This window comes from Thiohalobacter sp. COW1 (assembly GCF_016629505.1).
GTDB classification, from domain to species: Bacteria; Pseudomonadota; Gammaproteobacteria; order Thiohalobacterales; family Thiohalobacteraceae; genus Thiohalobacter; species Thiohalobacter thiocyanaticus_A.
This window is the reverse complement of sequence record NZ_AP024239.1, coordinates 536,739-549,345: the sequence shown is the minus strand read 5'-3', so window position 1 is coordinate 549,345 and position 12,607 is coordinate 536,739. Positions and strand designations below refer to the sequence as shown.

Sequence of the window (12,607 nt, the reverse complement as noted above, 5' to 3'; positions counted from 1 at the left end):
TCAGTCCTCCACTTGCATAACAATTCGGCCGTGGCTCGTGACCTCGGCGGCGAGACGTTCTGCGAACGTCTCCAGGGACATAGTGCCCAGATCCTTGCCGCCGCGGGTACGCACAGCCACGGTACCGGTTTCTGCCTCGCGGTCCCCCACCACCAGGAGGTAGGGCACACGCTGCAGTGTGTGCTCGCGGATTTTAAAGCCGATTTTCTCGTTTCTCAAGTCGGAAATGACCCGGATACCCTGATTTTGCAGGAATTCTTCTGCCCGATGGACAAAATCCGCCTGCCGGTCGGTGATATTGAGCAAAACCGCCTGCACCGGCGCCAGCCAGGTGGGGAATTTTCCCTCGTAGTGCTCGATCAGGATGCCGATGAAGCGCTCCAGCGAGCCCAGGATGGCCCGGTGCAGCATCACCGGGACCTGCTTGCTGCCGTCCTCGGCGATATAGGCCGCCCCCAGCCGGGCCGGCATGGAGAAATCCAGCTGGATGGTGCCCAGCTGCCAGACCCGGCCCAGGCAGTCCTTGAGCGAAAACTCGATCTTGGGACCGTAGAAGGCGCCCTCACCCGGCTGCAGTTCCCACTCCAGGTGCTTGTGGTTGAGCGCGTCCTCCAGGGCCTGTTCGGCCTTGTCCCACAGGGCGTCCTCGCCGACCCGCTGCTCGGGCCGGGTGGAGAGCTTGATCAGCACCTCCTCGAAGCCGAAGTCGCGGTAGACCTCGAACAGCAGGTCGATGAAGGCCGAGACCTCCTCCAGGATCTGCCCCTCGGTGCAGAAGATGTGGGCGTCGTCCTGGACGAAGCCACGCACCCGCATCAGGCCGTGCAGGGTGCCGGAGGGCTCGTTGCGGTGACAGGAACCGAACTCGGCCAGGCGCAGCGGCAGGTCGCGGTAGCTCTTCAGCCCGTGGTTGTAGATCTGGATGTGGGCCGGGCAGTTCATCGGCTTGACCGCGTAGTCGCGGTGCTCCGAATGGGTGGTGAACATCATGTCCTGGAACTTCTCCCAGTGCCCGGACTTCTCCCACAGCGTGCGGTCGATCACCGAGGGGGTGTGCACCTCCTGGTAGCCGTGGCGGCGCAGCTTGTCGCGGATATAGTCCTGGATGCCCAGATACACCTGCCAGCCGCGGTCGTGCCAGAACACCATGCCCGGCGCTTCTTCCTGGGTATGGAACAGGTCCATGGCCTTGCCCAGTTTGCGGTGGTCGCGCTTCTCGGCCTCCTCCAGCCGCTTGAGATAGGCCTTGAGTTCCTTCTTGTCGCGCCAGGCGGTGCCGTAGATGCGCTGCAGCATCTCGTTGTCCGAGTCGCCGCGCCAGTAGGCGCCGGCCAGTTTCATCAGCTTGAAACCCTGACCGAGCCTGCCGGTGCTGGGCAGGTGCGGACCGCGGCAGACATCGAACCAGTCGCCCTGGCGATAGACCGAGATGTCCTCGTCCCCGGGAATGGCCCGGATGATCTCGGCCTTGTAGGTCTCGCCGATGGACTCAAAGGTGCGGATGGCCTCGTCCCGGTCCCAGACCTCGCGCTGGATGGGCAGATCGCGCTTGACGATCTCCTGCATCCGCGTCTCGATCTGCTTGAGGTCCTCGGGGGTGAAGGGCTCGTCGCGGGCGAAGTCGTAGTAGAAACCGTCCTCGATGGCCGGACCGATGGTGACCTGGGTGCCGGGGTAGAGCTCCTGCACGGCCTGGGCCATGACATGGGCGGCATCGTGGCGCAGCAGTTCCAGGGCGTCCTCGTCCCGGCTGGTGACGATGGCCAGTTCGGCGTCCTGGTCTATAGTGTGACTGAGATCGACCATGCGACCGTCGACCCGGCCGGCCAGGGCGGCCCTGGCCAGCCCGGAACCGATGTCGGCGGCGACGTCCCGGACCGTGACAGGATGATCGAAGCTGCGTTGACTGCCATCGGGAAGGGTGATCGTGGGCATGCTGCTTCTCCAGTGGTGACCGATACGAGGGGCCACATGATTTGGGTATGGCTGAAAGTATAAAAAGGGGACAGACCGGGCATCTGTCCCCTGTTCGATCAGGATTTGGTAGGCGCGATTGGACTCGAACCAACGACCCCCACCATGTCAAGGTGGTGCTCTAACCAACTGAGCTACGCGCCTGTCGAGCGCGCATACTCTACAGGAAGCCGCGGCAAAATCCAATACAAAATGGCCCGCGAACAAGGACCTTGCCCGTATCCGCCCGCCGGGAATCTCCCTGGGGATGAGAAAAAACCCGGTCCGGGCTTGCGCAGCCGGATTTCATGAACTTTACTTAGACCGATTCTAAGCTCTGGTCTGAGCAGCCGCCGGGGGAGGCGGCTGTGGACCCGTCGCAACAATAAACAAGGAGGACAACGCCATGCTTCAGAAGCTACCCACTGTCGGCGCCCTGAGCCTGGCCCTGTTGTGCGGTCCGCTGCCCGCGCTCGGGGACACGCCGCTGGGCCTGCCCCCGGTGCCCATTCCGGCCGACAATCCGCAGACGCCGGCCAAGATCGAACTGGGCGACCGGCTGTTCAACGATGTGCGCTTCAGCGCCGACGGCAAGGTCAGTTGCGCCACCTGTCACGACCCGTCCAAGGCCTTCACCGACAACAAACCGGTCTCGGAAGGCTTCAGGGGCCTGAAGGGCACCCGCAACGCCCCCACAGTCATCAACGCCGCCTATATGGAAACCCAGTTCTGGGACGGACGCGAGCCGAGCCTGGAGGCGCAATCCCTGCAGCCCCCCATCAATCCGGTCGAGGGGGGACTGGAAAACCATGATCCGATCCTGAAGACCATCCGCAACGACCCGCAGTACGTTCAGGCCTTCCGCGAGGTGTTCCAGGTGAGCCCGGACGAGATCACCATGGATCATGTCGCCAAGGCCATCGCCAGCTTCGAACGCACCCGGATCGCCGGCAACTCGCCCTTCGACCGCTGGTACTTCGGCGGTGAGGAAGACGCCATGACCGAGGCCCAGATCCGCGGCTTCCAGGTCTTCGTCGGCCAGGGGCGGTGCGTGTCCTGCCACCAGGTCGAGCAGACCCAGGCCCTGTTCACCGACAACCGTTTCCACAACATCGGCGTCGGCTTCAAGAACATTCAGGGCCGGGTTGCCGGGATCGCCGAGCAGTTCCTCCAGGCCAAGGCCGAGGGCGCGGACGTGGACAAGACCGTGCTGACCGATCCGGACGCCTCGGAACTGGGCCGCTTCGCTGTCAGCGAGGACATGACCGACGTGGCCGCCTTCAAGACCCCGACCCTGCGCAACATCGAACTCACCGCGCCCTACATGCATGACGGCAGCCAGGAGACCCTGGAGGACATGGTCGAGTTCTACAACAACGGCGGCCGGGTGAATCCCGACGATCCGGTCTCGCCCTTCCTCAGCGGCGGCATCCGTCCGCTCGACCTGTCCGATCAGCAGAAGGAGGACCTGATCGCCTTCCTCAAGGCGCTGACCAGTCCCAGCGTCGCCGCCGCCACCAAGTCCGCCGCCAATAACGCACAGTAAGGAGGGAACGCAGCATGAGCATCAAACGACGGGACTTTCTCAAGACCGGCGGCGCCCTGCTGGCCGCCGGCAGTCTGCCGCTGAGCCTGGTCGAAGTCGCCTTCGGCAAGGAATCGCCGCAGAACTTCACCTTCGCCTTCATTTCCGACTCGCACATCACCCATATCAAGGGCAACGAATTCGTGCGCAACTGGGACATGGGCCTCAAGCGCGCCATCGCCGAGTGCAACCTGATGACGCCGCGTCCGGATTTCATCATCTACGGCGGCGACATCGCCCAACTCGGCATCCCCGAGGAGATCGACCATGGCCTGGAGATCCTGGGCGCGCTGCGCGGCAAGGTGCACTATGTCATGGGCGAGCACGACTACTACGTGGATCTGGGCGACTACTGGCGCAAGCAGCTGGGGCCGGACTATTACAGCTTCGATCACAAGGGCGTGCACTTCGTGGTGCTGAACAGCATCGTGACCTACGACGAGTGGACCCACCAGGACTGGGACAGCCCGATGGCCCGCATGAAGGAGATGGCGCGGCTGGACAACCCCAACGGCTCGCCCTTCATGGTCGGCCCGACCCAGCGCGAATGGCTGCGCAAGGACCTGGAGAAGGTCGACCGGGACACGCCCATCGTGGTGCTGTCGCACTCGCCGCTGCAGAAGATCTACAAGGGCTGGAACTTCTGGACCGACGATGCCGAGGAGGTTCAGGCCCTGCTCAAGCCGTTCAATAAGGTCACCGTGCTGTACGGCCATGTGCACCAGATCCAGTACAACCAGATCGGCAACATCAGTTTCCACGCCGTCATGGCCACCGCCTGGCCCTGGCCCTACCCCTCAACCTACAGCCAGGAAGCCAGCTATCTGCCCAAGCTGACAGTGGAGATGAACCGGGCCGACCCCTTCTTCGAACGCGATGCCACCGGCTGGCAGTTCATCAACATGGACAGCGGCAATATCGATGTGCACTACACCCTGCCGGACAACAGCAACCGGGTCGTCGCCTTCAACGAGGACAAGGGCCATCCGGAGGATACGAAGTATCAGGCCGAGGGCAACCAGATCCCGCCGCAGGAACACTATTGAGCATCGAAGGGAGAACAATCATGCTGACACGCATTACCAAGGCAGTCCTGTGCGCCGGGGCGCTCACGCTCGCGCAGCCGGCGGTCCAGGCCGACGAGTTCACCGAAGAGGACCTCAAGAGCTGGGAGGAACAGTTCATGACCGTGGTCGACCGCGGCAGCAAGCTGTTCCACGGCGGCCTGGAGAGCAAGAATACGGTCTCCTGCGACCAGTGCCATCCCAACGCCACCAACACCCACCCGGAGACCTACCCCAAGTTCCAGCAGCAGTTGGGCAAGGTGGCGGTGCTCTCGGAGATGATCAACTGGTGCATCGAGAACCCGCTGGAGACCGAACCGCTGGCGCTGGACGACCCGCGCATGACGGCGCTGCAGGCCTACATCACCTGGGAACGGCGGGGTGTGAAGCTGGCACCGGGGAAGCACTGAAAACACTCAAGAGCGCCACGGAATACACGGAAAGCACGGACAAGTTAAAATAGCCGCACGTCGGGTTACGCCCTTCGGGCTTACCCGACCTGCGGCTTGCGGTCCAGTAGGCACCTGATTTCCGTCATCCCCGTACCGGCCTGCGCCGGCACAGGCTCCGGCGGGAATCCAGATATCGCCGCGGTCACTGGATCCCGGATTGCGCCGGGATGACGAGGGTAGGCGTGTAGGATGGGTGGAGGCGCTTGCCCCGCAATCCATCACTCTGCCGGGCAATGATGGGTTTCGCTGTGCTTCACCCATCCTACGCTACTACGCGCCTCGCAATGACGAATGAATCAGAAATTCCGTAGGTCGGGTTAGCGCAGCGTAACCCGACATTTCCCGCAGCGAGCGTCGGGTTACGCCCTCGGGCTAACCCGACCTACGGCTCTGACCCCAATCCTTTGTGTATTTTTCCGTGCTTTCCGTGTTTTCCGTGGCGCTCTTGAACTTGATCCTGCCTCACCCCGTTGCCGCATCATGCAGGCCCACCCCCAGTTCGGCCTGGCGGATGTGCTCGATCTCGTCGCGCAGCCGCGCGGCCTCCTCGAACTCCAGGTTGCGGGCGTGCTCGTGCATCTGCTGTTCGAGTTGTTTGATCCGGCGCTGGCGCTGCTCGGGTGACATGCGGCCGTATTCCAGCTGCTCTTCGGCCACCGCGGCGAAACGCCCGGCGGGGATCGGCGCATCGGGGCTGGCGCCTTCCATGATGTCGGCCACCGCCTTGCGGATGGACTGGGGCGTGATGCCGTGCTCCTCGTTGAAGGCCACCTGCTTGGCGCGGCGGCGCTCGGTCTCGCCGATGGCGCGCTCCATCGAGCCGGTGATGCTGTCGGCATAGAGAATGGCCTTGCCGTGCAGGTTGCGCGCCGCCCGGCCGATGGTCTGGATCAGGGAGCGGTCCGAGCGCAGGAAGCCCTCCTTGTCGGCGTCCAGGATCGCCACCAGCGACACCTCGGGGATGTCCAGGCCCTCGCGCAGCAGGTTGATCCCCACCAGCACGTCGAAGGCGCCCAGGCGCAGGTCGCGGATGATCTCCACCCGCTCCACCGTGTCGATGTCCGAGTGCAGATAGCGCACCCGCACCCCGTTCTCGGCCAGGTACTCGGTCAGGTCCTCGGCCATGCGCTTGGTCAGGGTGGTGACCAGCACCCGCTCGTCTGCCTCAGCCCGTAATTTCGCCTCGGACAGCAGGTCGTCGACCTGGGCGGCCACCGGGCGGATCTCGATTTCGGGATCGACCAGCCCGGTCGGGCGCACCACCTGCTCGACCACCTGGCCGGCATGCTCCGACTCGTAGGGCCCGGGGGTGGCGGAGACGAAGATGCCCTGCGGGGCCAGGCGCTCGAACTCGTCGAAGCGCAGTGGCCGGTTGTCCAGCGCCGACGGCAGGCGGAAACCGTATTCCACCAGGGTCTCCTTGCGCGAGCGATCGCCCTTGTACATGCCGCCGATCTGGGGAATGGTCACGTGCGACTCGTCGATCACCAGCAGGGCGTCCGGCGGCAGATAGTCGAACAGGGTCGGCGGCGGCTCGCCCGGCGCCCGACCGGAGAGGTAGCGCGAGTAGTTCTCGATGCCGTTGCAGTAGCCGAGTTCGGCCATCATCTCCAGGTCGAACTGGCTGCGCTGCTCCAGGCGCTGGGCCTCGACCAGCTTGTTGTTGTCATAGAGTTGTTTCAGCCGCTCCCTGAGCTCCGCCTTGATGCCGTCGATGGCGTCCAGGATGGTCTGGCGCGGGGTGACATAGTGGGTCTTGGGGTAGATGGTCACCCGGGGCACCCGGTTGAGCACCTCGCCGGTGAGCGGGTCGAACCAGGCCAGGCTCTCGATCTCGTCGTCGAACAACTCTATGCGCACGGCGTCGCGCTCGGACTCGGCCGGGAAGATGTCGATCACCTCGCCGCGTGCGCGGTAGGTGCCGCGCTGCAGCTCGACGTCGTTGCGGGTGTACTGCAGCTCGGCCAGCCGGCGCAGGACCTGGCGCTGGTCGATGCGGTCGCCCCGCACCAGGTGCAGCATCATGCTCAGGTAGGACTGCGGGTCGCCCAGGCCGTAGATAGACGAGACCGAGGCCACGATGATGGTGTCGCGCCGCTCCAGCAGGGCCTTGGTGGCCGACAGGCGCATCTGCTCGATGTGCTCGTTGACCGAGGCGTCCTTCTCGATGAAGGTGTCCGAGGACGGCACATAGGCCTCGGGCTGGTAGTAGTCGTAGTAGGAGACGAAATACTCCACCGCGTTGCGGGGGAAGAATTCGCGGAACTCACCATAGAGTTGGGCCGCCAGGGTCTTGTTCGGGGCCAGCACGATGGTCGGCCGCTGGATGCGCTGCACGACGTTGGCGATGGTGAAGGTCTTGCCCGAGCCGGTCACCCCCAGCAGGGTCTGGTGGGCCAGGCCGCTGTCCAGGCCCTCGACCAGCGCCTCGATGGCCGCGGGCTGGTCCCCGGCCGGCTGCATGTGGCTGGCAAGTTCGAATTCACGCGTCATGGGTTGATGTATCCATTGGTGTCACCCCCTCGCAGGCGGGGATGACGGAAAACGGGGCCCGGCTGGATCGCACTTCCGGTGACCTCCAGCCGCCGGCCCGCCAAACAGGAACTGGTCTGAAGATACCGGCTTTCGCGTGCATGTTGTGGACTTTTCAGTGCAATTGTCAGGTTAACAGGCCCTCACAATTACAGTATGATGGCAGGCCGGTCTGGCACTCAATCTCAAGCTCACAGGAACCGGCTTTGGCTACTTTAACACTTTCCCAGCGGGTCTCGCGCGTCAAACCCTCCCCCACCCTGGCCGTCACCGCCCGCGCCGCCGAGATGCGTGCGGCCGGCCGCGACGTCATCGGCCTGGGTGCCGGCGAACCGGATTTCGACACCCCCGACCACATCAAGGAAGCCGCCATTGCGGCCATCCGGGCCGGCGCGACCCGCTACACCGCGGTCGACGGCACCCCGGAACTGAAGCAGGCAGTGATCGACAAGTTCCAGCGCGAAAACGGCCTTGACTATGCGCCCGACCAGATCCTGGTCTCCTGCGGCGGCAAGCAGAGCTTCTTCAACCTGGCCCAGGCCCTGCTCAACACCGGCGACGAGGTCATTATCCCCTCGCCCTACTGGGTCTCCTACCCGGACATGGTGCTGCTGGCCGACGGCAACCCGGTGATTGTGGATGCCGGCATACAGCAGGGCTTCAAGGTCCTGCCCGAGCAGCTGGAGGCGGCCATCACGCCGCGCACCCGGCTGGTGGTGATCAACAGCCCCTCCAACCCCACCGGCATGGCCTACGACCGGGCCGAACTGGAGGCGCTGGGCGAGGTGCTGCGCCGCCATCCGCAGGTGCTGATCGCTACCGACGACATGTACGAGCACATCCGCTGGGCGGACGAACCCTTCGTCAACATCGTCAACGCCTGCCCGGACCTGTATGAGCGCACCATCGTCCTCAACGGGGTGTCCAAGGCCTACGCGATGACCGGCTGGCGCATCGGCTATGCCGGCGGCCCGGCCCCGCTGATCCAGGCGATGAAGAAGATCCAGTCCCAGAGCACTTCCAACCCGGCCGCGGTCTCCCAGGCCGCGGCCTGTGCGGCGCTCAACGGCGACCAGGCCTGTATCACCACCATGCGCAAGGCTTTCAAACAGCGTCACGACTACCTGGTTGCCGCTCTGGACGCCCTGCCCGGCGTGCAGTGCCTGCCCGGCCACGGCACCTTCTACGCCTTCCCCGATATGCAGGGACTGATCGACGCCCGCAGCGATGTGCACACCGACATCGAACTGGCCGAGAAGCTGATCGAGGAAGTCAACGTGGCACTGGTGCCGGGTTCGGCCTTCGGGGCGCCCGGCTACATGCGGCTGTCGTTTGCCACCTCGCTGGAGACGCTGCAGGAGGCGATTCGGCGGATCAGTCAGTTTCTGGAATAAGGCAAGATCAAGAGCGCCACGGAATACACGGAAAGCACGGAAATTTTGATTGCCGTGGCGCTTCGCGCCCGGCAATGCAGGAAAAGGTTTTCAACCCGGGATTTTCCGTGTGTTCCGTGTATTCCGTGGCGCTCTTTAACGCTCTTGATCCAATCCGGCGGCTCCAGTAAGATGTGCGCCTTTGAAAGACCCTTCCCCGGTAGCTCAGTCGGTAGAGCGGGTGACTGTTAATCACTAGGTCGGCGGTTCGAGCCCGTCCCGGGGAGCCAAACGCGAAAGCCCGCATCGGTCGATGCGGGCTTTTTTGTTTACGGCTTCCCGTAGGATGGGTGAAGCGAAGCGCAACCCATCATTGGCCCGCCAAGGCGATGGGTTGCGGCGCCACGGACGCCTCCACCCATCCTACCGACCAGCAACTTCCCCTCCTCCCCGGGAGAGGGGCCGGGGGTGAGGGTATAAAAGGCAATAACTCAGGCACTTTCCTGTTGGCCGAGGGAACCGCCGCAACGCGCGTCCAGGTATGCCCGGAACCCATCGGCAAGCTCAGGATGCTTGAGGGCATATTCCACCGTCGCCTTCAGATAGCCCAGTTTGCTGCCGCAGTCGTAGCGCGTGCCCTGGAACTCATAGGCCAGCACCTGTTCCTCCTGCAGCAGCGCGGCGATGGCATCGGTAAGCTGGATCTCGCCGCCGGCACCGCGCGGGGTATCCTCCAGCAGTTCGAAGATCCGCGGCGTGAGGATGTAGCGTCCCACCACCGCCAGATTGGACGGAGCATCCGCGGGACTGGGCTTTTCCACGATATTGCTGACCCGGCTCAGACCCTCGGCGATGGCGTCGCACTTGACCACACCGTACTTGTCGGTCTCGCTGGGCGGAACTTCCTCCACCCCGAGGATGCTGCAACGGTTGTACTCGAAGGTCGCGGTCATCTGGGCAATGCAACTGCGCCCGCCCTCGCCGTCGATCAGATCGTCGGCCAGGATCACCGCAAAGGGATCATTGCCGATGACCGGCTTGGCGCACAGCACCGCATGCCCGAGTCCCAGCGCCTCCGGCTGGCGCACATAGACACAGGACACGCCGCTGGGCACGACATTGCGCACGATCTCCAGCAGCTCGTGCTTGTTCTTCTTCTCCAGCTCGGACTCCAGCTCGTAGCTCTTGTCGAAGTGATCCTCGATGGCACGCTTGCTGGAACTGGTCACGAACACCAGTTCCTCGATCCCGGCGCTGATGGCCTCCTCCGCCGCGTACTGGATCAGCGGCTTGTCCACCACCGGCAGCATCTCCTTGGGATTGGCCTTGGTGGCCGGGAGGAAGCGGGTCCCCATCCCCGCCACTGGAAATACGGCTTTTTTTACTTGTATTTTCATATTGTTACACCTGTAATCGCAGATACCCGAACCCGGCTGCAAGCATAACACAGGGCTGCGAAGGATTCAGGTCATGCCGGGAGTGTTCAGACAGGAACAAAGTGTGAAGATGTGACACCTGTCAAAGGCGAAACAGATTCCCCGTCATCCCCGCGAATGCGGGGATCCAGTAATCACTATCTGCAGTCTGTAGGTCGGGTTAGCGCAGCGTAACCCGACGCAGTGGCACACACCACCTCAGGCCTTGTGCGAGTCCAGCGGAATGACATTGGACGGCAGCGCAGCAGGCGGCGTGGGGCTGAGTTCAGGCACGAACTCATGCATCGCCCCACGCAGGCTGTCCTCGTCATACCGCTGGCAGGCCACCGAGATGTCGTGCAGCAGCTTCTGTAGCCGCTCCCAGTCCCAGGTGCGGTACCGGGCCAGCAGGATCTTGCTGTGCTCGGTGCTGACCAGGGTCTCTTTCTCGTGGAACAACTCCTCGTACAGCTTCTCGCCCGGCCGCAGACCGGTAAATTCGATTTCGATATCGCTGCCCGGCTCCAGTCCCGAGAGCCGGATCATCTGCTCGGCCAGGTAGACAATCTTGACCGGCTGCCCCATATCCAGCACGTAGATCTCGCCCCCCTTGCCCATCACCCCGGCCTGCAGGATCAGCTGACTGGCCTCGGGGATGGTCATGAAATAGCGGGTGATCTCGGGATGGGTGACCGTCACCGGCCCGCCCTGGCGGATCTGTTCCAGGAACAGCGGCACCACGCTGCCGGCCGACCCCAGCACGTTGCCGAAGCGTACCGTGATGTAGCGGGTGGCCGAGTGCTGACTGAGATTCTGGCAGTAGATCTCGGCCATACGCTTGGTCGCCCCCATGATGTTGGCCGGATTGACCGCCTTGTCGGTGGAGACCAGCACGAAGATCTCGCTGCCGAAACGGTCTGCAGCGTCGGCCACGGTACGGGTACCGATGACGTTGTTGTGGACGGCTTCGCGTACCTGCGGCTCCAACAGGGGGACATGCTTGTAGGCCGCGGCATGCAGGATAACCGCCGGGCGGTGGCGTTCGAATACCTGATCCACTGCGGATGGATCCGTCACGTCACAAAGCATCGAGACAATCTCGATATCAGGATACTGACGGGTCAGTTCATAATCGATTCTATAAAGGTTGTACTCAGAGTGATCAACGATGACGAGACGCGCCGGCCCCAGACGCGCAACCTGTCGACAAAGTTCGGAACCAATGGACCCCCCGCCACCGCTCACCAGGATGCACTTGCCTGACATGCCCGCCCGAATCGCGGGCAGATCGAGCTTGACCGGATCACGTCCGAGCAGGTCCTCGATGGACACCTCACGCAAAGCCCCGGTGCTGACACGACCCGCAATCAGATCGGCCATTTTGGGCAGCATGCGGAATTCAACTCCGGCCTCCTCGCACAGTTCCACCACATTGCGGATCTGCTTCGAACTGGCCGAGGGCATGGCGATGATGACCATATCGATGTCCAACTCATCGACCAACCCGGGCATCATTTTACAGGCACCGGCAACACGCACGCCGTGGATCTCAATGCCACGCTTTCTGGGGTCGTCATCAAGGAAAGCTATCGGCTGAAGACCCTGATCTGCGTCACGGAATATGTCCCGTACCAGCATCTCTCCGCCGCGACCTGCCCCTACGACCAGAACACGCTTCCCTGTACTCAGATAAAGCTTACGGTCCTTGAGCCAACGGTACACAAACCGGGGGCCGCCTAGAAGAAAAACGAGAAAGATCATATAAAGTGGGAACAATGATCGTGGCATGCCTTCGAGACGGGTGAACATGAATATCACGGCCATGGATGCAAGGCCGCCGACAGCGACTGCCTTTATAATCCGCATAAGATCCGGCATGGATGCAAAGCGCCAGTGCCCGCGGTACAAGCCAAAATAAGCGAAGGCGCTGACTTGAAGCGCCATCACCAGCGGCAACCATAATTCGGCTGTATGCAGGTGATGGGATGGTACAGTCTCAAAATTGAATCTCGACCATAACGCGAAGAACCATGCGACTGGAACCATGAACATATCATGGGCGAGAGCCACTACAGGATTGCGAAGGCGTTGGAGTCGGCTTTTATTCAATTTACTCATCATCCAAGATGGACTCTCAATGTAATAATTCACTTGGCGTCGTCAGTATGGTGTATAACGCAGTAACGCAAGTGATCGAAGAACAGCTTATGTCACTATGTTTAATAAATCTTAG

The 12,607-nt window shown here is 62.6% G+C and carries 8 protein-coding genes and 2 tRNA genes; 5 read left to right on the top strand and 5 right to left on the bottom strand.

The window, feature by feature from the left end; genetic code table 11:
* A complete protein-coding gene (gene thrS, locus COW1_RS02485; protein WP_201345329.1) occupies positions 1-1,935 on the bottom strand; it encodes a threonine--tRNA ligase in 1,935 nt (644 codons plus the stop codon).
* Between the two features lie 106 nt (positions 1,936-2,041).
* Positions 2,042-2,118: transfer RNA gene (locus COW1_RS02480), tRNA-Val, on the bottom strand.
* A gap of 241 nt (positions 2,119-2,359) precedes the next feature.
* Between COW1_RS02480 and COW1_RS02475 the strand changes: the two genes are divergently transcribed.
* Genes COW1_RS02475 through COW1_RS02465 form a run of 3 tightly spaced genes read left to right on the top strand, consistent with a single transcriptional unit; the run spans position 2,360 to position 5,012 of the window.
* A complete protein-coding gene (locus COW1_RS02475) occupies positions 2,360-3,499 on the top strand; it encodes a cytochrome-c peroxidase (protein ID WP_201345328.1) in 1,140 nt (379 codons plus the stop codon).
* Between the two features lie 14 nt (positions 3,500-3,513).
* Complete coding sequence (locus tag COW1_RS02470; protein ID WP_201346023.1) at positions 3,514-4,584, top strand: metallophosphoesterase; 1,071 nt, start codon at positions 3,514-3,516, stop codon at positions 4,582-4,584.
* 20 nt (positions 4,585-4,604) lie between these two features.
* Positions 4,605-5,012, top strand: a complete 408-nt coding sequence (locus COW1_RS02465) for a cytochrome C (protein ID WP_096366615.1) — start codon at positions 4,605-4,607, stop codon at positions 5,010-5,012.
* Positions 5,013-5,516: 504 nt separating this feature from the next.
* On the opposite strand, the gene uvrB is transcribed toward COW1_RS02465, so the two are convergent.
* Positions 5,517-7,547 carry an excinuclease ABC subunit UvrB gene (uvrB, locus tag COW1_RS02460; RefSeq protein WP_201345327.1) on the bottom strand — a complete coding sequence of 677 codons (2,031 nt, stop codon included), beginning with the start codon at positions 7,545-7,547 and terminating at the stop codon, positions 5,517-5,519.
* 245 nt (positions 7,548-7,792) lie between these two features.
* Here uvrB and COW1_RS02455 point away from each other — a divergent pair, with 245 nt between their 5' ends.
* Positions 7,793-8,980, top strand: coding sequence for a pyridoxal phosphate-dependent aminotransferase (locus COW1_RS02455; RefSeq protein WP_242466480.1), 1,188 nt, complete (start codon positions 7,793-7,795; stop codon positions 8,978-8,980).
* A 193-nt stretch (positions 8,981-9,173) separates the two neighbouring features.
* A tRNA-Asn gene (locus tag COW1_RS02450) sits at positions 9,174-9,249 on the top strand.
* Between the two features lie 201 nt (positions 9,250-9,450).
* Here the strand turns inward: COW1_RS02450 and galU are convergent.
* Both galU and COW1_RS02440 read right to left on the bottom strand, forming a co-directional pair.
* On the bottom strand, positions 9,451-10,356 hold the full coding sequence (gene galU, locus COW1_RS02445; RefSeq protein ID WP_096366618.1) for a UTP--glucose-1-phosphate uridylyltransferase GalU: 906 nt from the start codon (positions 10,354-10,356) through the stop codon (positions 9,451-9,453).
* 237 nt (positions 10,357-10,593) lie between these two features.
* Entirely contained in the window at positions 10,594-12,318 is a 1,725-nt protein-coding gene (locus COW1_RS02440) for a nucleoside-diphosphate sugar epimerase/dehydratase (RefSeq protein ID WP_255534310.1), read from the bottom strand.
* Between the last annotated feature and the right edge of the window lie 289 nt (positions 12,319-12,607).